Source organism: Ectobacillus polymachus (genome assembly GCF_048159605.1).
GTDB classification, from domain to species: domain Bacteria; phylum Bacillota; class Bacilli; order Bacillales; family Bacillaceae_G; genus Ectobacillus; species Ectobacillus polymachus.
The window spans coordinates 1,013,909-1,039,166 of the sequence record NZ_JBLREB010000001.1 but is presented as its reverse complement, the minus strand read 5'-3'; the positions used below and the strand labels follow the sequence as shown (position 1 = coordinate 1,039,166).

At 36.5% G+C, this 25,258-nt stretch carries 22 protein-coding genes; all 22 read left to right on the top strand.

Annotated features, from left to right (window positions below; genetic code table 11):
- The first annotated feature begins 574 nt into the window (after positions 1-574).
- Positions 575-2,860: a nucleotide sugar dehydrogenase gene (locus ACM5BR_RS05300; protein ID WP_416826524.1), complete on the top strand. Its 2,286-nt coding sequence runs from the start codon at positions 575-577 to the stop codon at positions 2,858-2,860.
- A 1-nt stretch (position 2,861) separates the two neighbouring features.
- Positions 2,862-4,010: a glycosyltransferase family 4 protein gene (locus ACM5BR_RS05295; RefSeq protein WP_416826522.1), complete on the top strand. Its 1,149-nt coding sequence runs from the start codon at positions 2,862-2,864 to the stop codon at positions 4,008-4,010.
- Between the two features lie 110 nt (positions 4,011-4,120).
- Positions 4,121-6,067 carry an asparagine synthase (glutamine-hydrolyzing) gene (gene asnB, locus ACM5BR_RS05290; protein ID WP_416826520.1) on the top strand — a complete coding sequence of 649 codons (1,947 nt, stop codon included), beginning with the start codon at positions 4,121-4,123 and terminating at the stop codon, positions 6,065-6,067.
- Between the two features lie 25 nt (positions 6,068-6,092).
- The gene (locus ACM5BR_RS05285; RefSeq protein WP_416826518.1) at positions 6,093-7,310 is read left to right on the top strand and encodes an O-antigen ligase family protein; all 1,218 of its coding nucleotides are present in this window, start codon (positions 6,093-6,095) and stop codon (positions 7,308-7,310) included.
- A 128-nt stretch (positions 7,311-7,438) separates the two neighbouring features.
- Positions 7,439-8,587 carry a DegT/DnrJ/EryC1/StrS family aminotransferase gene (locus ACM5BR_RS05280; protein WP_416826516.1) on the top strand — a complete coding sequence of 383 codons (1,149 nt, stop codon included), beginning with the start codon at positions 7,439-7,441 and terminating at the stop codon, positions 8,585-8,587.
- Positions 8,588-8,626: 39 nt separating this feature from the next.
- Positions 8,627-9,916 (top strand): lipopolysaccharide biosynthesis protein, encoded by a 1,290-nt coding sequence (locus ACM5BR_RS05275; protein WP_416826514.1) that lies wholly within the window; start codon positions 8,627-8,629, stop codon positions 9,914-9,916.
- A complete protein-coding gene (locus ACM5BR_RS05270; RefSeq protein WP_416826512.1) occupies positions 9,916-11,040 on the top strand; it encodes a polysialyltransferase family glycosyltransferase in 1,125 nt (374 codons plus the stop codon). The genes ACM5BR_RS05275 and ACM5BR_RS05270 overlap by 1 nt, the downstream gene beginning before the upstream one ends.
- Positions 11,041-11,081: 41 nt before the next feature.
- Complete coding sequence (locus ACM5BR_RS05265; RefSeq protein WP_416826510.1) at positions 11,082-11,858, top strand: metallophosphoesterase; 777 nt, start codon at positions 11,082-11,084, stop codon at positions 11,856-11,858.
- Between the two features lie 40 nt (positions 11,859-11,898).
- The gene (locus ACM5BR_RS05260) at positions 11,899-12,270 is read left to right on the top strand and encodes a hypothetical protein (protein WP_416826508.1); all 372 of its coding nucleotides are present in this window, start codon (positions 11,899-11,901) and stop codon (positions 12,268-12,270) included.
- Positions 12,263-13,732, top strand: coding sequence for an FAD-dependent oxidoreductase (locus tag ACM5BR_RS05255; protein ID WP_416826506.1), 1,470 nt, complete (start codon positions 12,263-12,265; stop codon positions 13,730-13,732). The genes ACM5BR_RS05260 and ACM5BR_RS05255 overlap by 8 nt, the downstream gene beginning before the upstream one ends.
- 144 nt (positions 13,733-13,876) lie before the next feature.
- Complete coding sequence (locus ACM5BR_RS05250) at positions 13,877-14,734, top strand: decaprenyl-phosphate phosphoribosyltransferase (protein ID WP_416827842.1); 858 nt, start codon at positions 13,877-13,879, stop codon at positions 14,732-14,734.
- A 117-nt stretch (positions 14,735-14,851) separates the two neighbouring features.
- Positions 14,852-16,216: an FAD-binding oxidoreductase gene (locus tag ACM5BR_RS05245; protein ID WP_416826504.1), complete on the top strand. Its 1,365-nt coding sequence runs from the start codon at positions 14,852-14,854 to the stop codon at positions 16,214-16,216.
- Positions 16,213-16,947 carry an SDR family oxidoreductase gene (locus ACM5BR_RS05240; protein ID WP_416826502.1) on the top strand — a complete coding sequence of 245 codons (735 nt, stop codon included), beginning with the start codon at positions 16,213-16,215 and terminating at the stop codon, positions 16,945-16,947. The genes ACM5BR_RS05245 and ACM5BR_RS05240 overlap by 4 nt, the downstream gene beginning before the upstream one ends.
- Positions 16,948-16,959: 12 nt before the next feature.
- Positions 16,960-17,922 (top strand): lysylphosphatidylglycerol synthase transmembrane domain-containing protein, encoded by a 963-nt coding sequence (locus tag ACM5BR_RS05235; protein WP_416826500.1) that lies wholly within the window; start codon positions 16,960-16,962, stop codon positions 17,920-17,922.
- A 17-nt stretch (positions 17,923-17,939) separates the two neighbouring features.
- A complete protein-coding gene (locus ACM5BR_RS05230; RefSeq protein ID WP_416826498.1) occupies positions 17,940-18,371 on the top strand; it encodes a divergent PAP2 family protein in 432 nt (143 codons plus the stop codon).
- 43 nt (positions 18,372-18,414) lie between these two features.
- A complete protein-coding gene (locus tag ACM5BR_RS05225) occupies positions 18,415-20,007 on the top strand; it encodes an ArnT family glycosyltransferase (protein WP_416827841.1) in 1,593 nt (530 codons plus the stop codon).
- A 117-nt stretch (positions 20,008-20,124) separates the two neighbouring features.
- A complete protein-coding gene (locus ACM5BR_RS05220) occupies positions 20,125-20,760 on the top strand; it encodes a YveK family protein (RefSeq protein WP_416826496.1) in 636 nt (211 codons plus the stop codon).
- Between the two features lie 41 nt (positions 20,761-20,801).
- On the top strand, positions 20,802-21,980 hold the full coding sequence (neuC, locus tag ACM5BR_RS05215; protein ID WP_416826495.1) for a UDP-N-acetylglucosamine 2-epimerase: 1,179 nt from the start codon (positions 20,802-20,804) through the stop codon (positions 21,978-21,980).
- A complete protein-coding gene (locus ACM5BR_RS05210; protein ID WP_416826493.1) occupies positions 21,977-22,882 on the top strand; it encodes a methionyl-tRNA formyltransferase in 906 nt (301 codons plus the stop codon). The genes neuC and ACM5BR_RS05210 overlap by 4 nt, the downstream gene beginning before the upstream one ends.
- Positions 22,879-23,547: a PIG-L deacetylase family protein gene (locus ACM5BR_RS05205; protein ID WP_416826491.1), complete on the top strand. Its 669-nt coding sequence runs from the start codon at positions 22,879-22,881 to the stop codon at positions 23,545-23,547. The genes ACM5BR_RS05210 and ACM5BR_RS05205 overlap by 4 nt, the downstream gene beginning before the upstream one ends.
- Positions 23,548-24,627 carry an N-acetylneuraminate synthase gene (gene neuB, locus ACM5BR_RS05200; protein WP_416826489.1) on the top strand — a complete coding sequence of 360 codons (1,080 nt, stop codon included), beginning with the start codon at positions 23,548-23,550 and terminating at the stop codon, positions 24,625-24,627.
- On the top strand, positions 24,624-25,244 hold the full coding sequence (locus ACM5BR_RS05195; protein ID WP_416826487.1) for an acetyltransferase: 621 nt from the start codon (positions 24,624-24,626) through the stop codon (positions 25,242-25,244). The genes neuB and ACM5BR_RS05195 overlap by 4 nt, the downstream gene beginning before the upstream one ends.
- Positions 25,245-25,258 lie beyond the last annotated feature (14 nt).

The window sequence follows — 25,258 nt, the reverse complement described above, 5'->3', positions numbered from 1 at the left end:
ATAATTAACGATTGGACTATGACCTAATTTTCTTTTTGAAAATCTAATATATTGTTATGTAAAGGATAAGATAGATGGCACATTTTTATAGAAAATGGGTAGTAAAACCAAAGGAGAGTAACTATTTTGAATGGATTGGTTTTTTGGGAACAGGATCATTCTTGTTTCTGGCAGTACTGTAATTTGTGATTGTAGTGGGGTCTTCAATCATTCCAAAATTGAGTATTTGCAAGACATAGAAAAACAATGGAGCAGATTCAAAAGGGAGAAAACCATTTCCCTTTTGAATCTGCTCCATCTTTTTATATAAAGGATGTAATGAAGTTTTTAAGGAATAAGATTGCCATTATGTCGAATTTATATGTTGGTTTGACGTTTATGATATCCAATGAAGAAATTTGAATATTTAAAAGACGGATGTGAAAAAAAGAAATTAAATTGACTGCCAGAGCGAGGTTATAGCCTCTTTTCAATAGGTGTTTACATACCTATTTTTATCCTCTAATGGAACCCATTCAAAAACTTACTCATATATAAAGTATTATCTTAACACCATTAGAAAGGATTTTTGCCTATGTCTACGTCTAGTTCAAATAAAATACTAGTGACAGGATGCGCAGGTTTTATAGGCTTTCATCTTGCCAATCGATTATTAAAGGAAGGTGATCTAGTAATTGGTTTGGATAATCTTAATGATTATTATGATGTTTCTTTAAAACATGAAAGGTTATCCATATTAAAAGAGAATGAAAATTTTACTTTTATTGAAGCTTCGTTAGAAGACGATAAAGCTATCAAAAAGATTTTTTCAGAACACTCGATGCCCATCGTTGTTCACCTAGCTGCACAGGCGGGTGTTCGCTATAGTTTAGAAAAACCTGAAGCTTACATTTCTTCCAATATAGTCGGTTTTATGAATATTTTAGAAGCCTGTCGACATCATCATGTTGAGCATCTCATTTATGCCTCTTCTAGTTCTGTTTACGGATCCAACACGAAAATGCCTTTCTCCGTCCAAGATCGTGTAGATAACCCCATTAGTTTGTATGCAGCAACAAAAAAAGCAAATGAATTAATGGCTCACACGTACAGTCATTTATATAACTTAAAGACGACAGGGTTACGGTTTTTTACTGTGTATGGACCATGGGGACGACCCGATATGGCCCTTTTTAAATTTACGAAATCGATTCTAGAGGGCCTGGAAATCGATGTCTACAACCATGGTGAAATGAAACGTGATTTTACTTATATTGATGACATAATAGAAGGGATTTATCGTCTCATCAAAAAAGATGGTGCAAAAACGTCCCTTGGAGAACCGGTAGTTCCTTATAAATTGTACAATATCGGAAATAATCAGCCTGTAGAATTAATGAAGTTTATTTCAGTACTTGAAGACAAACTGGGAAGGAAAGCGAAAAAGAACTATTTACCCATTCAGGCTGGAGATGTACCGGAGACATATGCGAATATTGACGATTTAATGCAGGACGTAGGATTTAGACCAAATACCCCAATTGATAGAGGTATTGAACAATTTGTACAGTGGTATAAGTCTTATTATAAAATTTCAACTAACAAGCGAAAAGTAGGTGTGGTCGGACTCGGTTACGTTGGGCTGCCAGTTGCACTAGCCTTTGGAAAAATATTTCCTGTTGTAGGATTTGATATTAATTCAAAAAGAATAGAAGAGTTAAAAATGCATATTGATCGTACCGGCGAAGTTTCGTCTAATGAGCTACAAACTTCTTATATTGAATTTACCACAAATGAAAAAAAACTCAGTGAATGTGATTTTATTATTGTTACAGTACCAACACCAATTGACAGCAAAAAAAATCCAGATCTTACTCCACTGATAAAGGCGTCAGAAACCGTAGGACGAAATCTTTCAACCGGAAGTATTGTTGTTTATGAATCAACGGTCTATCCAGGGGCAACAGAAGAGGTTTGTTTGCCTCTTCTCGAAAGCAATTCTCATTTAAAAGCAGGTAAGGATTTTACAATCGGTTATTCTCCTGAACGGATCAATCCGGGAGATAAAAATCATACCTTTAAAAACATTGTAAAAGTCGTAGCGGGTCAAGATGAAAAGACGCTAAACAGAATGGCTGAGATGTACAGCAGTGTGATTGATGCCAAAGTTTATCCAGTTTCTTCTATTAAAGTAGCGGAAGCTTCTAAAGTCATTGAGAATACCCAAAGAGATTTGAACATCGCTTTGATGAATGAATTAGCCCTTATTTGTAATCGATTAAAAATAGATACAAATGAAGTTCTTTCAGCGGCTAACACAAAATGGAATTTTATGCCATTTAAACCTGGGTTGGTGGGAGGTCACTGCATCGGAGTAGACCCATATTATCTTACGTATAAAGCTGAAAAATTAGGTTATTCTCCAGACGTGATTTTAGCTGGAAGAAAGATTAACGATTATATGGCGACATTCATTGCTACGTCCTTGATTAAACTAATGGCTGAAAAAAGGAATCCTATTAAGGATTCAAGAGTAACCGTTTTAGGATTAACATTTAAAGAAAACGTACCAGATATCCGAAATTCAAAGGTAATGGATCTTATCCAGCAGCTTAAACACTTTGGGCTGGAAGTACAGCTGAATGACCCGTTCGCAGATTCAAAAGAGGTTGAAAAAGAATATGATCTCCACATGACATCATGGGAAGAGTTGCAAAAATCGGATGCTGTGGTTTTAGCAGTTCCTCACAGACAATATATCGAAAAGCAATGGCAAGATTTAATCCAACTATTACATGATCAACAAGGAATTTTTATGGATATTAAAGGGGTATTAGATAAGAATACCTGCCCTAAAAATATTCAATTATGGAGATTGTAATATGAAGAAAATATTACAGATCTGTGCGGTAGATATTTCTGTCGAACATCTTTTAAAACCACTGATTTTAGCACTGACTTCTGAAGGACATATTGTTCATATTGCTTGTTCCAATACTGGAATGATAAAAGAATTAAGGGAACAGGATTTGCATGTTATCGAAGTGCCGATTGAGCGAAAAATAAAACCTTGGTCAAATTTTAAAACGGTTCTTCGATTGCATTCTTTAATGAAAAAAGAAAAATATGATATCGTTCATGTGCATACCCCAGTTGCGTCGGTGTTAGGTAGAATTGCTGCGAAACTAGCCGGAATAAAAACGGTAATCTATACTGCCCACGGTTATTACTTTCACGAAGGGATGCATCGTATCCAATACAATTTTTTTTACTGGCTCGAAAAGTTTTTTGCTCGTCATTTCACGGATTGGATGCTTCATCAAAGTAAAGAGGACTATGATTTAAGTATATCTCAAGCCTTTACATCCATTCCTAATATTATTCACATTGGGAATGGTGTAGATATTACAACTAAATTTAACCCTGATCGAATAAATTTAAAACGAACAGAGGAGTTAAAACAACAACTTTTCATCAGTAATGAAGATATTGTGATTACCTTTATTGGAAGATTCGTTAAAGAAAAAGGCATCTTTGAATTAATTGATAGTTTTCAATTGTTAAGAGAAAAACACAATCATGTAAAACTATTGATGATAGGGGGCATTTCGAATAGTGAACGAGATATAGAAAGTAATAACGCCCTGGAAAAGAGATTTCTAGAGAACCCTTCCATAATAAATGTTGGCTATCGAAAAGATATTCCAGAATTATTGACAATAAGCGATATTGTTGTTTTGCCTTCCTACCGCGAAGGGCTTCCTCGTTCCATAATTGAAGCTATGGCGATGGGAAAGCCTGTCATAGCGAGTAATATTAGGGGATGCCGTGAAGAAGTTAAGCATGGAGTGAATGGTTATTTGTTTGAAAAAGGAAATTATCTGGATCTTTATGAAAAGCTAAATGATCTAGTGGAAAACGAAGGAATACGAAAGATTTTTGGTAAAAACAGCCGAGAATTAGCTATACAGGATTTTGATGAGAATGTCATATTGAAAAAACAATGTGATCTAATTAATCAGTTAGAATAGGCTTACTATGTATATAGTAAGAGACTCCTGACGAAAAATCTTTTCGAACCTAACTCCTATCACCAACCATTGGTAGAAAAAATGGTAAGGAACAAGAGGGTGAGATTAATATGTGCGGAATAGCAGGGTATATTGATTCATTATGCCAAACAGGTAACGACAAGCTCCAATCCACCGTTTTGCGCATGACTGACAAAGTGCAATCAAGAGGACCAGATTATAGTGGTACTTGGGTAGATGAAGAAAACGGTATCGCGCTTGGCCACCGTCGTCTGTCAATCATTGACTTGTCCCCGGAAGGGCATCAGCCAATGCTTTCAAAGAACGGACGGTACGTTTTAGTCTTCAATGGTGAAATCTACAATTATGTTGCTCTTCGTTCAGAGCTAGAAGTATCAGGTGTTTCATTTAAAGGACGTTCTGATACAGAGGTTATGATTGAAAGTATTGAGAAGTGGGGGATAAAAAAGGCATTAACAAAATTTACGGGGATGTTTGCGTTTGCTTTATGGGATCGGAAAGAGCGATTACTGTATCTTGCTAGAGACCGTATAGGCGAAAAACCTCTTTATTACGGTTGGATGGGTAAAACTTTTTTATTCGGATCTGAGTTAAAGGCGTTAAAAGTACATCCTGAATTCGTATGGAATGTGAACAAGGATGTATTGCCACTATATTTACGTTATAACTGTATCCCTGCGCCTTTTTCTATTTACGAAAATATTTCTAAAGTAATGTCTGCAACTTATCTCATTATTAATCCTGATAAACCTTCCTATGTTTCAGACCCAATTTCATATTGGTCGGTTAAATGTGCAGCAGAGAACGGTATTCAGTACCCGATTAATTGCTCGGAAGAAGAAGCGGTTTCCCATTTAGATCAAGTATTACGTAAGGCAGTAAAGCAACAGATGGTTTCGGACGTTCCGCTTGGAGCGTTTCTGTCAGGAGGAATTGATTCCTCTACGATCGTAGCACTTATGCAGAGTGAGAGCAGCCGACCAATTAAGACTTTTACAATCGGATATCACCAGAAGGAATACAATGAGGCCGGGTATGCAAAAGAAGTTGCCTCCTATCTAAAAACCGACCATACAGAACTGTATGTAACAGAGCAACAAGCCATGGAAGTGATTCCGAAGCTACCTTTCATATATGATGAACCATTTTCCGACTCTTCCCAGATTCCGACTTTCTTGGTCTCGGAACTTGCACGGCAACACGTAACCGTATGTTTAAGCGGCGACGGGGGTGATGAATTATTTGGAGGCTATAATCGACATGTCTGGGGAGAGAAAATTTGGAAAAATATAAAATATGTACCTAAAAGTATACGGCATATGGCTGCCTTGTCGCTTGGGAAAATTTCACCTCAGAAGTTAGAGAATAGTTGGTTCCTTCCATCTAAATATAAAAATCGTTTTCTCGGTGAATATTTACACAAATTCGCTGATATCCTCCAAGTTAATTCGTTTACTGATATGTACCAGTCATTAACCTCTCATTGGAAGAAACCCCAACAAGTAGTAAAGAACCACTTATTACTTGATTCGCTTCACTATGATTCTTCCACTATATTTCCAACGCTTACTGAGACGATTATGTACCTTGATATGATGCATTATCTTCCAGACGATATTCTGGTAAAAGTAGACCGTGCCAGTATGAGTGTCAGTCTTGAAACAAGAGCTCCATTTTTAGACCATAATGTCGTAGAGTTCGCATGGCGTATTCCGTTATCAATGAAAATAAAGGAAAACGAGAGCAAATGGTTAATTCGACAGTTGTTATACAGGCATGTTCCTCGGAAATTGATAGACCGTCCCAAACTCGGATTCGGTGTACCAATCGGTCATTGGCTTCGCGGACCATTAAAGGAATGGACTGAGGAATTATTAGACGAGGGACGTTTGCTTTCGGAAGGGTATTTTCATCCTTTACCTATCAGGCAGAAATGGGAAGAGCATGTAACAGGGAAACGTAATTGGCATCACCTTCTATGGGATATTTTAATGTTTCAAACATGGCTGGAAAAAGAAAAACGGTCCCAAGAATAAAAGACGGCAAAGTTGGTGTAGAACAATGAAGAAAAAGGTGGACTTTTCGATTATCTGGTTTTCGATTGGACTATGTTTCACCACAGCCACACAGCTTAGAATACATGGATTACCAATAGGACCAGGAGAGATTATGCTTTTTCTTTGGATTGTTATTAAAATTTTTTGGATTTTTAAGAAGAAGGAAGTCATTCTAACACCATTATCAAGAAATCTCACCTTCTTTTGGTTTTTTCTGTTTTTATTTTTAACTATCGGGACTTTGTGTTCCGCTTACCTCGGTATATTGTATCCCTTTGCCGCCCATAGCTTTTTTGCTTATCTCTTTAGCTGTCTCCTGATTATCGTTCTATCCTTCGAAAGAAATTTGAAAATAAAAGTAATAACGATTGCGAAAATATTGGTTTCGATAACGGTACTTGTATCTTTGTTGTTGCTTATATTTAGCACGAAGGATGGTTCAATTGGACCAATTAATAGTTGGCATAGCAGCCCAAGATTTGCAGGATGGGCGATAGACAACCAACTCGCTTTGGATTCCTCTATCCTACTTTATTTGAGTCTTTATTTAAGTACGATTGCGAAAACTTATCTCCTCAAGACCTGGTATTTCGGTTTGGCTGTGGCTTGCGTTTGGATTGGAATTGAAACGCAAAGTGACGCCCTATTTACCGCTTTTTCAGTGGGCTTTTCCATTTTATTCATCACTTTCTGGCTAAAGAAGATTACGAATTCTCAAATGGGGTATTGGACAGGAGCATGGTGGAAAGTATGGTTACCTATAATGATATGTTTTACGGTATTGATTTTTGGTTCCATGATTTATAAAGGAGTAAATCAGAATGTGTCAACCATTTATTACTCGCAAGGGGATAAGGGGGATTTGCGGGTAGCTTTATGGGAAAATGGCCTGAAAGCCATGGAAACCTCTCCTATATTCGGGCTGGGTCCAGGTGCTTTTTCAGGGGGTACTGCTCCATTTCAAGGCATGGAAGCTCATAATACGTTTGTTGATATTGGGACCAACATAGGTCTGGTAGGATTGATTTTATATATTGGACTTCTATGTTGGATTTCTTATTTATTAATTTTAAAAAAAGAGGTTGTTTTATTTACAGGCCTAGTTACTGTCATGTTTTTTAATCTGTTTCATTTTATTATACGACATCCGATCTATTGGTTTTATTTGTTATTTATACTCTCAATTAGTATAGATCAAGAAAAATCAACTGTAAAAGATTAAAGAAGCTCCTCTATCTTCGACTCCAATAAACTTGTCAGCATTAGCCCAATGGAAAATATATCGGCACATATGTTTTTATACTGAATAAATTAAAGAGACCGGTATGTTAGATGTTAGGAGAATCGTTAATGACGAAAGAGAGAATTTTTTTGTCCTCACCTCATTTGAGCGGAAAAGAAATCGATTATGTAAAAGACGCCTTTCTTACAAATTGGGTCGCTCCTTTAGGACCGCATGTCAATTTATTCGAAAAAGAACTATCTGAATTCGTAGGAGCTAAGGGTGCAGTTGCTGTTAGTTCTGGTACGGCAAGTATTCACCTTGCGCTAAAATTGCTAAATGTAGAGAAAGATGATATTGTGTTTTGTTCTACGCTTACGTTTGTGGCAAGTGCCAATCCGATTCTTTACCAGGGGGCAACCCCCGTTTTTATAGATTCAGAGCCTAATACATGGAATATGTCCCCCTACGCGTTAAAGCAAGCGTTTGTAGATGCAAGAAAAGATGGAAAACTACCAAAAGCCGTTATTATCGTTAATTTATACGGACAGAGCGCAGATTTGGATCCATTGTTATCGATATGTGAGGAATACGATGTACCTGTCATAGAAGATGCCGCCGAATCGCTAGGTGCCACTTATAAAGGTAAGGCAAGCGGGAGAATGGGGAAATTCGGGGTTTATTCATTTAACGGCAATAAAATCATTACTACCTCGGGTGGTGGTATGTTAGTTTCGGATGATGAAGAGGCTCTTGAAAAGGCCCGTTTTTGGGCTACTCAGTCTAGAGAACAGACCAAACATTATGAACATAAAGAAATCGGATATAATTATCGCTTAAGCAATATATCTGCCGGTATCGGAAGAGCTCAGGTTCGTGTTCTAGAAGATCGTGTGAATGCGAGAAGGCAAGTCTTTCATCATTATTTTGATGCATTATCTGACTACAAGGGAGTAACATTTATGCCTGAAGCACCATTCGGTCGTTCAACCAGATGGCTTACCGCAATGACAGTTGATGAAGAGGTAACAGGGGTCTCACTGAATGATGTATTTGATAAGTTCGAGAAAGAAAACATCGAAGCACGGCCAGTATGGAAACCTATGCATCTTCAGCCTCTATTTAAAGGGTATCGTTATTACAGTCACCAGCCGAATGAAAGTGTATCAAATCGTTTGTTCAACAAAGGGATTTGTTTACCATCAGGATCCAATCTTTCAATTGATGAACAAAGTCGGGTCATTAACTGTATGAAGAATTTCCTTAATTCTAAATAGAAAACATCATAAAATGTACGAAAGAGAGTATAGGCCAAAATGCAAAAACGTTCCTCAAACAGCTCCTCCTTCTTAGGAAATGCTCTTATCTATACAATTGGTTCCATGATTACTCCCGCAATGGGGTTAATTTTGCTACCCATATACACATTGTATTTGACACCAGGAGAATATGGAACTATAACGACCATTCAAGCACTGGTAAGTGTCTTGCAGCTAATTATGTTACTATCCCTTCATGGTGCAATTACAAGGCTTTATTACGAGTTTATAGAAAAACCAAAAGAGCAAGCAGCATATTTAGGATCAATTTTTCTATTTGTACTCCTCTTTTCAAGTGCTCTTTCTATCTTTCTATTCGTTTTAAAACCACTAATTGGAAATTTATTATTAAAAAGTATTCCTCTTGATCCCTTTTATTTTTACTTTATCATTTTATCTTTTGTTACATCTCTTTCTTCACTCTTTCTTTCTATTATAAGAGTAAAAGAGCGACCATGGTCTTTTATGATAGGTTATACTCTTAAAGGTTTCCTGCTTCTTTTTATTTCCCTTCTTGTTATTATCAAATTGCATATGGGAGCATCTGGTGCGTTACTTGCTAGTATTATTACTGAAGGTGCCATTCTACTTGTTTATTTCTTTATTTGCAAAAAAGATATGACTTTTTCAATTTCGAAATCCTATGTTTGGATGAGTTTAGTGTACAGTATTCCACTTTTGCCGCATACGTTAAGTAACTGGTTTATCGTTGCTTCGGATCGTGTAATTCTCGAAAAATTTATTTCGTTAGATCAGTTAGGTTATTATGGTTTAGCTGCCCAGATGTCGACTGTTCTGCGGATGCTTTATATGAGTATTAACAGTGCTTATGTTCCAAGATATAACTTGTTACAAAAACAAGGAAAACCAGTTGAAAAGATGAATGCTTATTTTTTGGTCATCATTTTGGTTACGGGATTTCTAGCCATCTTTTGTTCAGGATTTTTATTACGGATGCTAACATCCCAGTCATACTACCCTGCACAGAGATTTCTCCCTTTCTTATTAATCGGAGAAATGCTTGAGGGAGTTAACTATATTATTGCGACTAAACTTCTATATTTTAAAAAAACGGGTAGTGTTTCATCAAGTAGTTTTATAGCAGCGGCAATCAACATTGTTGGTAATTTTGCTCTTATTCCTTTTATTGGAGTGTGGGGGGCGGTAGTTTCTACACTAGCAGCTGAATTTATACGGTTAAGTTTTAATATATTGTGGTTAAAACGAATAAAACGTTCTTCATGTATAACAAAGGGCAATCCTGAAAAATACGGAGGCTCAACTTGATGAATACAAAAGTGTTATTTGTCGTTAGTTCCAATTTTCAAATGATGTTTGCTTATTTTATAAGCCATTATATGAATGGTGAGGTTCAATACCTTATCCTCGATTCGGAAAATGCAGAAGTGAATGACATCGCTATTAAAGCTGCAGGGGAAAATAAATTTTGGTTCTTACCTTATTTGAAGCAATCTGTGAAAGGAATGGTATACGATAATAGAAAACTGTTTAAAAAGGTAGCGGATATCGTCTGCACAGAATCACCAGCAACTGTTATTTTGTTTAAGGATAATGATTTTTTAACGTGCCAGGTAATTGAATCAGCATCACGATTAGGGTCAAACATTATTCTTGTTCAAGAGGGAGTTGGAATCTACAAGAATACCGAACCGAATGTCAAACAATGGTTGAGAATGAAAGTTCCTATATTATTGGGCTATCCGTGGGTTTACAATTATACACAAGGTTTGAATCCAAAAGTGAAAACAATTGCTGCTACTGATCTTGAAAAGCTTCCACCTATTAAAAAGCAGTCCAAAGAATTGATAGAAATTCCTCAAATCGCACCTCCGTATCATTTATTGAGAACCTATTCCGAATTTATCCCTGATAAAATGCTTCAGCCTTTAAGAGGACATTCAGCCAGCCTGTTATATATTGGTCAGCCTTTATCTAAGTTTGGGCTAGCAAAGCTTGAGGATGAAATTGCTTTTCTTCAAAATCTTCTTTTTTTTACAAAAAAGAATGGTCTCAAACTAGTTGTTAAACCGCATCCTGATGAAAATCTGGATAAATTTAGCGGATTTGAGAACGAATTGACACTGTTATCAAATAGTCTACCTGCGGAAGTAATCCCTCTTTTTCTTTCAGTCATTAGTGTCGTCACTCCTTTCTCTTCAGCAGCTGACAATATGAGCTCCTGGTTTCATATTCCCGTGTTGTATGTACATGAGCTGTTATTAAAACAAAAACTCAACATAGATTATGAATTGAAAGGCCATTCTGTAAAAGATTTAGTCAAACTAGATGATTTGATTAAAGAATATTCAACTAAAAGAATCGATCCACTTCAACTTCATGAAGAGACAGAACTTAGCTATCAACAATTCGTAACCGCATTGTTTCGTTAGCTTTATGGCAACGCTTTAAAGGGGAAGGAGCATGAAAAATAATGATGTGGTTGATGTGGTTGTTACTTTTGTTAACACTTTTTTTCATTACCTGCTATTTGTTATTGGTCTTCCCAACTTGGTGGGTCAAAATTGTACGAGTGAAAACACCTTTAGGATTGAATAAAACGATTCTTCAAATTAGTGATCTGCACGTAGAGAAATTAAGAGTGTCACCTAAACGTCTACAAAAGTTCATCAAGAGAGAAAACATCGATTACATCTTTTTAACGGGTGATTATATTGACAAAATGTGGGCACTTTCCAAATTAGAGTCTTATTTAAACGTCTTGAAGGAATCAACTATTCCAGTATTTGCTGTTTTAGGTAATCATGATTACCGTCTCTCTAACATTGATTCTTTGAAAATACTATTCGACATGTATCATATTAAGCTGCTTGAAAACGAGACTGTCCCATTGGACGGTTTTATTCTGTTAGGTATAGATCCCTATAGAGGAAAATGGAATCAAGTCATTCAAAAATATAGAGAACATCCATATAACGAACCACTCATCATTCTTTGTCATGACCCTAATTATTTTGATTACATTAGGCTTACATTTGCACTTGGATTAGCGGGGCATTTTCATGGTAGACAAATAAACATTCCTATCCTTTTTAAATTGAGGCCAATGGGCCCTTTACCTGCAAAAGGGATTTATACTGGTAAGCATCATTTAGCCAACGGGGAACTTTACATTTCAAACGGGCTTGGTCAAACCAAATGGAATATTCGTTTCTTAGTTCGAAGCGAGATGACGATTCATAAAGTTTAAACATCATTTGTAGAAGAATTTTAAAAAGGGGACATGGCTAGTGAATATTCTTTTTAATAAAGTGGTTTCCGCTTTAACACAGTCTATACCATTTCCAGTCAAGCAAACAATTGAGGCATATCCCTTCCACCAAGAATTGACAGACTTTGTAATAGAGCAATTTCAAAGAATGGCAGCTTATTTACAGCTCTCACTATTTTTAGCAACTATATTTTTTGGATTTTATGGTATTTTTATTGGTGGTAAACTGTTTCCATACCTTCCAGAGGACATGAAAATTCGTCAAATTAAAGCTTGGAAATATTCGAAAATAAGTTTATTTAGAGATTTTATCCGTTTTTATGAAAGTCTTATTTTTTTACGTTTATTTTCAGAAGTAAAAGAAGAAAGGGGAGAGATTTTTTATGAGTAATCATATAATTACCGTCTCTCCTCATTTTGCAGAAGAATTAAAAAATGAAATTGTTGTGATTGGATCTGGCCCTGGAGGAGCATTAACAGCCTGTTATCTAGCTGAATCCGGAAGGGATGTGCTGTTGATTGAAGAAGGAGCATTACAGCCTTTGGAATCGACTAAATCGTTTTCAACTGAGGAAATGGTAGAGAAATACCGAAATGGAGGCCTTACTCCAATGTTTGGCTCTCCTAAAATTGTATATGTGGAAGGGCGGGTTGTTGGAGGAGGGAGTGAAGTTAACAGCGGACTATATCACCGCACTCCTGATTATATGTTAGAAGAGTGGAAAAAGAATTTTGACGTTGATGCTTTATCTTTAAAGGATATGCTTCCGCATTTTAAAGCATGTGAACAGGCATTATCAGTATCCTATCAACCTTATGAACCATCAAAACCATCATTAAAGTTAAAAAAGGGAGCAGATAAGCTGGGATGGGAAGCGATTGAAGTTCCAAGATGTTTTACTTATAGTCAAAGGCGAGATCAATATGGGCGATTTATTAGCCATAAACAATCTATGTCAAAAACGTATATACCGAAAGCAATCGAACACGGCTGTAAACTTCTGCCGGAGACTTGGATTAAGTCTATTAAGCAAAATGGAGCAAAGTGGGTTTTATATGGGAAACATCAATCCCAAAGAGAAATAAAAATTGAAACAGAACATGTATTCATTTGTTGCGGAGCTGTACAAACAGCTGCGCTATTAAGAAGAAGCGGAATCAAACAGAATATTGGCAACTCGCTGCAGGTCCATCCGACCCTTAAGGTAATCGCACAGTTTGACGAGAAAGTGAATGATTTGGAACTGGGGGTACCCGTTTTTCAAGTCAAAAACTTTGCTCCTAGACTTAGTTTCGGCTGTTCTGTAAGCTCTCCATCCTATCTCGCAACCGGAATGATTGATCATCCTGATTATTTGAATGAAATAGTCCATAATTGGGAAAATATGGCTGTTTATTATGCGATGATAACAGGACATGGAAAAGGAACGATAAGAACCATACCTGGTTTTCGAGATCCAGTAGTACGCTATCATCTTACGGAAGAAGATTTAAAGGATCTCTCTGATGGTCTCTATAAGGTATCTTCCTTGCTTTTCGAAGGGGGAGCATCTGCTGTTCATCCGAGCATAGTTGGCATGAACAGGTTTAGTAATTTGTCACAATTGAAGAAGATACCGGAGATTCTTCCAAAGTCGAAAACAAATTTAATGACGATTCATTTGTTTTCATCCTGTCCAATGGGGGAAAGGAAAGAAATTTGCGCAACAGATTCCTTTGGAAAGGTGCATGGATTTTCGAATCTATATATATCTGATGCCAGTTTATTGTGTACGGCTCCAGGGGTAAATCCACAAGGTTCCATCATGGCGATTTCAAGGAGGAACGTTCTTAAATTCCTAGGAAAACTTTAATAAAATGTGTCTAGGAGTTTGTCTATATTCCCGGATAACTGTTACAATTTTTTTAGATAATCATAGTATGCTATATATTCAACTATGGGGGCATACAAATGGTCTATAACAATGAAGTGGTTATACGTGAATCTGTCTAACCATATGAAGGTAATGTATCTTCTCTTTAAACAATTACGTCCTAAACAATGGACTAAAAATCTAATTGTTTTCGCAGCTCCTCTTTATTCCATGCAACTATCCTATCCAGGTGTATTTTTAAAATCTCTAATTTGCTTTTTCTTATTTTGTTTTGTTTCTGGTTGTGTATATATTCTTAATGATTTTATAGATCGCGAATCTGACAGGCAGCATCCGGAAAAAATGCTTCGCCCCATGGCATCTGGAGCTTTAAATCCTTATTGGGCACTAACATTTGGGTTTTTTCTTCTTGTTGCTTCGATATGGGTAGCTACTTTGTTTCATGTTCTTTATGCTCTATGCCTGATTATCTATTTCACGGTAAATGTGTTCTACTCCCTTCTTTTAAAACATGTTGTCATAATCGACATTTTATTAGTTTCCTCTGGATTTGTATTACGAGCCGTTGGGGGTGCACTTGTTATCAATGTCCCAATGACAGGATGGTTTTTACTTTGCACGTTATGGTTATCGCTGTTTCTGACAGTAAGTAAAAGGAGGCATGAACTTTATTTATTACAGAATAAAAAAGGAGCACATCGTAAAGTATTAAACTATTATTCAATAGCATTACTTGATCAATACAATGGAATATTTGCTACATGTACCATCCTGAGTTACTCCCTTTTCGCCTTTAATTCAGCACATGCCGAGTTGGTAATGTGGAGCATTCCTTTCGTACTTTACGGAATCTGTCGATATCTATATTTAATTCAACAGGAGGGGAAAGGGGGAAAACCCGAGCAGATCTTATTGGAAGATAAGCATATTTTAGTAACAGTTGTTATGTATGTTGTGCTCATGATTGTCATCCTATACTAACATAAGATTTATAGAGATAATTGATCATAAAAATGTATTAAGTAATCATTAATTTTGAAATCTCCAATCCTATAAATATTTATTAAGAAATATAATTCGAATGAAAGGAACAAAAAAATGTTTCGTAAAGAAAAAATAGGTGGATGGGGGAATTACCCACTAGCAGATTGTTTTGTTTATCGTTCAGAAAAATGGAGCGATTTACGGGAACTGGTTGAATGCCAGGAGTTGAAAATTCCAAGGGGAAATGGAAGAAGCTATGGGGATACAGCCTTAAATGATGGCCATTCCCTTCTCCTGCTAACAAAATTAAATCGTTTCCTTTCATTTGATTCTGAAAAAGGAATTTTAGAATGTGAAGGAGGGACGATGTTAGAGGAAATCATTGAATTTTTTTTACCAAAGGGTTATTTCCTTCCCGTTACTCCAGGGACAAAATACGTCACCATTGGTGGAGTGATTGCAAATGATGTTCATGGAAAAAACCATCACAAAGCAGGCTGCATTTCGCAACATATTCTTGATTTAAAATTGCTGACGGCTTCAGGAGAAATTCTGAACTGTTCAAGGAACCAAAACAACGAACTGTTCTGGGCAACGGTAGGAGGGATTGGACTTACCGGAATTATAATAAGTGCGCGGATTCAATTGATTCGAATCGATAGTGCCATGATTGATGTAGACTATATAAAAGCTACAAATCTTGAGGAAGCATTCGAATTGTTCCGTCAACATGATCACGAGTATGACTATTCTGTTGCTTGGATCGATTGTTTGGCAACAGGTAAGTCACTAGGTCGTTCTGTCTTAATGTTAGGGAACCATTCTCCTCAATCAAAAACAAAACCTCTATTGCAATCAAAATCTTCGTTGCAATCAAAATCACCATTCAAATGGAATATCCCTATTGAATTGCCTACATCACCATTGAACTCATTAACAATTAAAGGATTTAATCATTTTTATTACAACTCTTTCAAAGATGGATCAAATAAAATCATCGATTACAATTCGTATTTTTACCCGTTGGATTCCATTCTGAATTGGAATCGCCTTTATGGAAAAAAAGGATTTATTCAGTATCAGGTGGTTTTTCCGGAAGAAACGAGTCTTGCAGGGTTAACAGAAATGCTAAAAAACCTAAGTCATTCCAAACGAGCTTCTTTCTTAGCGGTATTGAAAAGTTTCGGTACACAAAATGAAGGATTGCTTTCCTTCCCTTTCAAAGGGCATACATTGGCTTTAGATTTTCCAATTAAGGATCAAACGATCTTTCCGTTTCTAAAAGAACTAGATGAGTTAGTTCTTCGTTATAAAGGGCGAATATACCTTGCAAAAGACTCAGTTATGCTACCTGCCACTTTTAAAGCGATGTATCCAAAACTTGATAAATTTATAAAGATAAAAAAAGAAGTCGACCCAAAAGGAATTTTTTCATCCTCGATGTCTAGAAGACTTGGGATAACGGAGGATTGTCTGTGAAACAGGTACTCATTTTAGGTGCAACGTCTGGAATCTCAAAAGCTTTAGCTTATCATTTTGCTTCCAAAAAGGTAGATCTTATTCTTGCGGGAAGGGACATGGAAGAACTAGGAAGGTTGGCATCTGATCTTGAAATCCGATACGAAATCCATGCAAAAACTATTAATTTTGACGCATTAAAAGAAGAAAACACTTTTTTTGAAAGGTGTATACAACTAGCCGGTGATTTAGATGGTATGATCGTATCCTATGGGCTCATGTATGATCAAAAAGAAATGGAACGGAACGGTTCCTTGATTCGTGAAATGACGGATATTAATTATACGTCGACCATTATCCTTCTTGAAGAAGCAGCCCGGTATTTTGAGAAAAAGCAAAAAGGGTGTATTTGTGCAATATCATCCGTTGCTGGAGATCGCGGCAGACGGAGTAATTACATTTATGGAGCTTCGAAGGGAGCCTTGACTGTTTATTTACAAGGGCTAAGAAATCGACTGGCCAATTCAAAGGTAAATGTACTAACCGTAAAACCTGGGTTTGTCGATACGAAAATGACCTATGGTTTGATTAAGCCAACGATTTTAGTAGCAAGTCCCGCAAAAGTTGCTGCATCAATCTATCAGTCTATTTTGAAGAAAAAAGAGATTCTCTACACGCCATGGTATTGGTTTTATATCATGAAGATTATTCGATTGATTCCTGAAAAACTATTTAAACGAATGAAATGGTAAAGGTGTGCAACTATGTTCATACAAAAAAAAGAGTTGGAAAGGAAAAGAAGCTTATCATCAAAACTTGTAACTGGAATCGTAATGGGTGTTGTAACCCTTTCTGTCTTTCTTCTTTGGGGAGATGTTCAGAAAATAAGCGGAAAGGTGTTTTCTATCGGTTGGACTGTAATTGGTTTAGCTATTCTATGCACTCTTAGTAGTTATGTTTTTCGGTTTGTGAAATGGCATTACCTACTTAACCAACTAAAAATTGATTTAAATATTAAAGACAGTTTTAACATTTGGTTTATTGGTCACTGCATGTCTATTACGCCTGGAAAAGTAGGGGAATTTATTAAGTCATATTCACTAAAAAGATGTTTTCAGATAGAGGTTCATGTATCAGCTCCAGTTATTTTTGCAGATTTATTATCCGATTTTCTTGCAATGGTTATGTTGGCAGCGTTAGGGGTTGTCATTTTTCAATTTGGTTTTCTCTTTTTTTTAGCAGTTTTGATTGGAACGATTATGCTGCTAGTCATTTTACAATCTAGAAAAATGGTTACGTGGATAATTGAAAAAATGGCCTCGTTTCCTATTATCCGAAAACATAAAGAACAATTGCTGCAGTTTTATGACAGTATGTATCGGTTAATAGGTATAAAAAATCTATTGTTTTCATTTGGATTAAGTATAATGGCGTGGTTTTTAGAATGCGTGTCTATGTTTATTATCTTTAAAGGATTGAGCATAGATCTTCATCTTCTGCATGCTATCTTTATTTTCTCGTTTTCAACATTAGCTGGAGCATTATCGATGATTCCAGGCGGATTGGGAGTTGCAGAGGGCAGCTTAACAGGAATGTTACTTTATTATGGAATAGATAAGTCGACCTCTGTTTCAGTAACAATATTGATTCGTTTCGTCACCTTGTGGCTAGGATTTTTAATCGGGTTGATCGTTTATGTAAGAACAAGAAAACGGTATCAGCTTTAAATGGAGGATGATGAGAAATGTTGTATTTCCTAGCACCTTTTATTGGATGGCTCGTTTCCGGGGCAATGAAATTTCTTATTCGTTTTTATCAATACGGTTATAAGCATGCGTTAAGGAAAATAGGAAATGGTGGATTTCCAAGTACCCATGCAACGGTCGTCATGACTACTACAACCTTAATCGGGTTTAACGAAGGGTTTTTTAGTCCTCTTGTTGGATTAGGAATAACAATTTTATGGGTTGTGGGTATTGATGCTATAGAATTAAGAAGATATGTCGGTGATCATGCGAAACGATTAAACAATATGAATCAAATTTATATAAATGTAGATAAATTTGATTCATTAAGAGAAGAGGTTGGGCATACAAAAATAGAGGTTATTGGGGGGATTATACTCGGATTTCTTCTTGGTCTACTCTTGAATTCTCTTGAAAGTTTCATTTTATAAAAAGAATACGAAATGGGAAGGAGAAAAATTAATTGTGGAGAACATGAAGAAATTTATTCAACTAAGGATTGAATTCGTTATTCCTATTCTCTTTGCCATCCTTATAATCCCACTATCATATTTTCATACTAGCTTCGAAGAATGGGATGGGGTAATGCAAGTATTTGCAGGTCGTGCTATTTTTAGCGGACAGAGTTATGCGGGATGGACTTCTCATTATTGGCCTCCTTTGTATTCATTGCTGGTAGGATTCCTTCAATTATTTATGTCGGGTTTTTTAGCTTCTAAACTAATTTCGCTCGTTGCGGGGGTTCTGCTCCTTTACGTGGCTTATAAGTTAGCTATTGAGCTAACGCAAAAGAAAGTAATTGCCTTGTTAACACAACTGTTTTTAGTCGTAAACCCCCTCTTTTTACTACTCTCCATTCAGGCTGAAAATAACATGTTGGATTCACTATTTTTCGTATCAAGTATTCTACTATTGTTACAATCTTTGAAAGTTCCTGAATCGAAACGGTTTATTGTATTAGGATTGATTGCTGGATTGGCAGGATTATCGAGGTATACGAGTTATACACTTGTTCCATTAGTCGCATTAACCATATTTATTGCATTAGACTGGAGAAAAGCACTGAAACCGTTATTTTGGTTTGCCTTATCTTTTTCCATAGTTTCTTTGCCATGGTGGATTATGAACACTATACAAAGTGGTTCTCCATTTGCTACATGGCAATATTTAAACATCGGATATGGGGTATTTGATCTAAGTCCATTGTGGTGGTGGAACCTTCATGCTAACTATAACGGGATTGGAGATATAATTTTGGCCAATCCTGGATCATATGACCAACATGTACTGTATAATTTGTGGAACAGTCTCTTGCTTTTGTTGAAAACATGCGTTGTTTTAAGTCCTTTTGTGATCCCTGCATGGATAGGAAGTTGGTTTTCAATCAAGAGGATATACTGGGTGAGCCTAGTAACTGGATTATGTTTATATTTTCTTTTAGTTTCCCAGGCATTTGTGTTTGCAAAGGTATTTCTTAGCTGGACTGTTATATCTACTATTTTATCGATTGATTTTATCAGTACCCTTTTAACCAGATATGAAAGACATCATCGATTTTTAACAGTGGTGAAAAAATGGTTACTACCTACGCTGCTATGTTTTGGATTCATGGTAACTTTTTTTGTAACGTATCAATACATTCAAGGAGACAGTTATGATGACGGAGAGTTAGCCGATCAGAAAGCCATTACTCAAGTACTTAAAGCTTATGATCCGAATATCGAGCATAAAACAATAATGGCAGTACATCCAGCAAGGGCTTACTACTTAGGTACACAGTTTTTAATGATTCCCTTATATTATGAAGGAAACGTAGAAGGGATAAATTCCTACAAAGCTCTTGATGAGAAAGTGATTCAACATGCACCCAATTCGTATGCTAGTCCACTCACATCGCCTGTAAAAAGCGACTATCTTATCTATGATCGGTATGCAAGTAAGTATCTTCCCCAGTTTTCTTTTTTGTTTGATCCTAACTCGGCACAAGTCCCTTCAAACTTTAAATTAGTTTATCAGTCAAATGAGGCAGTAGTTTATGAAATAGAAGAGGTTCCATCTCAAAAATAAACTCATCCTAAAGGGTAAAAAGAAGAATCTGATCTAAAACGAGTGAGGTTAAAGTATCAATCGATTTTGAAAATGCATAAGTTGATAAAGAAAAAAAGAAAAGAAAGGATTTCTAAAATGGAAGATAAGACAATTGTTTTTAAAGATTACGCTCGAATGTTGTGGAAATATTCGTGGATTATTGTCTTAATTACTTTGCTTTTTACTGTAGCAAGTGCAGCTGTGACCTATTACGTGATAAAACCGACCTATCAAGCGGAGGCAGAAATTTTAGTAAATGAGACGAATAATGAAAACGGAGGGCAATTAATCAACCTTGATCAGCAATTGAAATTAGTCGGCACGTATATAGAAATTTTAAAAAGCCCGCGTATTATGGATGGAGTTGAGGGTGAAGTTGCTAAAAAAGGTTATAATGTGAACCTTGATCAAAAGGTGCAATTTGAGAATGTAAAAGATACACAAGTAATTAAAATTACCGTCCAAAATGAATCACCTAGTACAGCGGCTCTAATCGCCAATACTTATGCTAATTATTTTCAAAATAATATTCACGACTTAATGAAAACCAATAATGTGCAACTCCTTTCTGCAGCCCAAAGTAATGGTACACCGGTAAAACCTGACCCTATCTTTAATATAAGCATCGCCTTTGCTTTAGGAATCATGATTTCTATATTGATTATTTTTTTGCTGGGTGATCCAAAAAGACTACGAAAAAAAACAGTGATAGGGAATAAAATCCATTCATAAAATAAGGTGAATATTTAACTTTATATTTTAAAAATCGGGTGATGTTTGTGAATGAAAGAAAAATATGCGTGGTCACGGGTACAAGAGCAGAATATGGATTGTTATATTGGCTAATGAAGGAAATTGATGAAGATCCTGATTTATCTCTGCAAATTGTTGTAACGGGTATGCACTTATCACCTGAATTTGGCTTGACTTATCGAGAAATCGAGAAGGATGGATTTAAGATTGATAGAAAAGTTGAAATGCTTCTTTCGAGCGATACACCAGTTGGTATTGCTAAATCTATGGGTGTCGCAACAATGGGGTTTGCAGAGGTATTTGAACAGTTAAGCCCAGATTTACTTGTCGTGTTAGGTGATCGGTACGAAATATTAACTGCTGCGCAGGCAGCGATGGTAGCAAGAATCCCTATTGCCCATATACATGGAGGAGAAACCACAGAGGGATTAATCGATGAAGCCATCAGGCACTCGGTGACAAAAATGGCCCATCTCCATTTTGTGGCGGCTGAACCTTATCGAAAAAGGGTTATTCAACTAGGGGAACACCCTGAGCGAGTCTGGAATGTAGGTGCAACTGCCATCGACAATATCCATCGTTTGAAACTATTGGAAAAAGAAGAATTTGAGAATGCTATTCAATTTCCATTAAGAAGAAAAACTTTCCTTGTTACTTACCATCCAGTAACATTAAATAAAATGGGGCCATTAGGCGCCATGAAAGAGCTTCTAAAAGCACTAGATACCTATAAAGATGCCCAGATTATTTTTACGAAATCGAATTCTGATACAGAGGGTCGGCTTATTAATCAAATGATTGATGAATTTGTCCAGCAGAATCCTGAACGATCAATAGCCTATACCTCTCTGGGACAATTACGATATCTAAGTGCTATCAGGCACTCTGATGTGGTTATTGGGAATTCATCCAGTGGATTGGTTGAAGCTCCTTTTTTTCAAAAGCCAACGGTTAATTTAGGCGACCGTCAGAAGGGGAGACTTAAAGCTGAATCAATCATCGATTGTAAAGAGAATTCTGATGATATTATTTTAGCTATTACAAAAGCAATATCAGAAGATTTTCAACAAAAATTGAAACATATATCGTCCCCATATGGTACTGGAAAAGTTGCTCAAAAAATTAAAAGGGTTTTGAAGGAAGTCTCCCTTGAAGATGTACTGATGAAAAAATTTTATGACCTGGAGCAATGCGAATGAAAATAATTGTAATTGGTTGTGTTCATTATAGTCATCAAGTTCTAAAACATCTCTTGTCTATGCAAAGTTCATCAATAGAGGTGATAGGAGTTATTACAAGGAGACAATCAAAATTCAATTCTGATTTTTGTTCATTAGAACCGTTAGCAAATGAACACAATATACCCTGCTTTATTGCTGAAGGGAATAATCAACTTCCTATGACCAGATGGTTAGAGGAAAAAAGACCGGATGTAATTTATTGTTTTGGCTGGTCCTATTTATTGAAGAAAGAGATTTTGAGTATTCCTAAACTTGGAGTAATAGGATATCATCCTGCAGCGTTACCTCAAAATAGGGGGAGGCACCCAATTATATGGGCTCTTGCACTTGGTTTAGAAGAAACAGCATCCACTTTCTTCATTATGGACGAAGGCGCAGATTCGGGAGAGATTATTAATCAACGTTTTGTTAGGATTGATAAAACAGATGACGCAGGAACTTTATATCAAAAATTACAGGGTTTAGCACTGGAACAAATAACGGAGTTTACAAAGCAGCTTTCTGCCGGAACTTTATTGAGATTGGCCCAAAACAATTCACATGTGAATCATTGGAGAAAGCGATCCATAAAAGATGGTGAAATCGATTGGAGAATGAATGCTGAAGGAATCTATAATCTTGTAAGAGCATTAACGCATCCTTACGTTGGCGCACATTGTATGTATAATAACACGGAAGTTAAAATATGGAAGGCTAATATAATAGAAGACGCAGCCTTTACTTCCAAAATAAAAAATTTAGAACCTGGGAAAATTTTAAAATCAGATGATGCAACTATAATCGTTAAATGTGGGGATGGTGCAATAAAGCTTATTGAGCATGAATTTAATGATCTTCCTAAGGAAGGGAGTTATTTATGAGCACAATTCTAGTAATAGCCCCGCACCCCGATGATGAAACGTTAGGGTGCGGAGGAACTTTACTCAGACATAAAAATGACGGAGATGTCATCCACTGGTTAATTGTTACCGAAATAACCACTGAGGGTGGTTTTACTCAACAACAAATTGATAAAAGAAAATTAGAAATGACGCAAGTTGCTGATCTGTATGGGTTTGACTCTGTTTCTATACTTGGTTTTCCTACAGCACAATTAGATACCGCGCCGATGAAAAAGATGGTTCAAAAAATAGGAGAAACGTTTCATAACATCCGTCCTGACACCGTCTATCTTCCACACCCTGGAGACATTCACAGCGATCATAAATTTGTATTTGAGAGCGGGATGTCTTGTACAAAATGGTTTCGTTATCCTTTTATAAAACGCATCCTCGTCTATGAAACACTGTCAGAAACGGAATTAGGAATCAATCCTTCTCATACAAAGTTTAGCCCAAATGTATATGTAGATATAACAAGTTTCCTTGATCGAAAAATTGAAATCATGAAGGTTTTCCAGAGTGAAATGGGAGAATTTCCATTCCCAAGAAGTGAAGAAGCGATAAGGGCGCTATCTGCTTATCGGGGTTCATCTTCCGGGTTTCAGTTTGCAGAAGGATTTATGTTGATAAAGGAAGTGATTTAAATGGGTAAGACCTTTATCATAGCTGAAGCAGGAGTTAATCATAATGGAAGCATTCAATTAGGGAAAAAACTAATTGATGTCGCGGCGAAAGCCGGTGCGGATGCTATAAAATTTCAAACGTTTATAACAGACTTATGTGTAACGGAAACGGCGTCAAAAGCTAATTACCAAACGAAGTATACAGACCCAGCCGAATCACAATTCCAAATGATAAAAAAATTAGAATTAAGCGAAAAAATGCATGAAGAACTAATGGAGCATTGTAAAAAGACGAACATCCAGTTTCTATCTACTCCGTTTGATGAACCAAGTATTGACTTGTTAGTCAACACCTTTCATGTCCCTAAATTAAAAGTTGCATCAGGTGAAATTACAAATGCTCCGCTTTTGCTGAAAATGGCAAAGACGAGAAAACCAATTCTTTTATCCACTGGGATGAGTTCCATTGCAGATATCGAAAAAGCATTAGGTGTTCTGGCCTTTGGTTATCAATCAGATCCCCAGGAAGCGCCTTCGATTGAAGCGTTTGAAAAAGCGTTTTGTAGTGAAGATGGACAGAAACTTTTACAAGCTAACGTGACGTTACTGCATTGCACGACCGAATATCCTGCTCCGTTTGATGAGGTTAACTTAAATGTGATCGATACGTTACGAACGGCATTTGCCCTTCCTGTTGGGTATTCAGATCATACGAAAGGTATTGCCGTTCCAATAGCCGCAGTAGCAAAGGGAGCTGTCGTTATTGAAAAGCATATCACATTGGATTGTGACCTACCTGGTCCTGACCATAAGGCATCACTTAATGCAGATGATTTTACCGAGATGGTTTCCGCCATTCGTCAGGTCGAAGCTTCTCTTGGTCAATCGGTTAAAATCCCTTCTTTATCTGAACTGAAAAACAAATCTGTTATACGAAAGAGTATTGTAGCTTCTAAACAAATAAAAAAAGGAGAAACATTTTCAAGCGATAACCTTACTGTAAAAAGACCGGGAGATGGGGTTTCACCATTTTGGTATTGGGGATATTTAGGGAAAACAGCGAATAAAACGTATCAAAAAAATGAGCAGGTTTTCTTATGAATAAGCCACTGATTATTATCGGGTGCGGAGATCATGCTTTTGTATTAACAGACATTTTGAATCTTAAGCAACAATCCATTTTAGGTTATATCGGTGATAACCCGGTCAGAAATTCTTTAGGAAACATTTTAGGAAATGATAAGAAGGTTTTAGATTACAAACCAGATGAAATCAAGTTGGTGAATGGAGTAGGTTCAGTTGCATCAACTAAGATTAGAGAACAAGTGTATGAGAAATTCAAAAAATTAGGTTATACTTTTGAAAGTATTATTCACCCTTCAGCTATTATTGCATCAAATGTTGTATTAGAAGAAGGTATTCAAATCATGGCAGGCACGGTGATTCAACCGGGCGCAGTTATTGGAGCAAATTCAATCATCAATACGAAAGCATCCGTTGACCATGACTGTATAATTGGTAAACATGTTCATGTCGCACCAGGTGTTACTTTATCAGGAAATGTTCATGTTGAAAGTTGCTGTCATATTGGAACAGGTGCAACTGTTATTCAAGAAATTCATATTGGAAAAGATGCATTAATCGGGGCAGGGGCTCTTGTGAATAAACACGTAAGAAAAGGAGCAAAAGTTCTTGGCGTACCAGCAAGGGAGGTATGACCGGAGAAATTCAA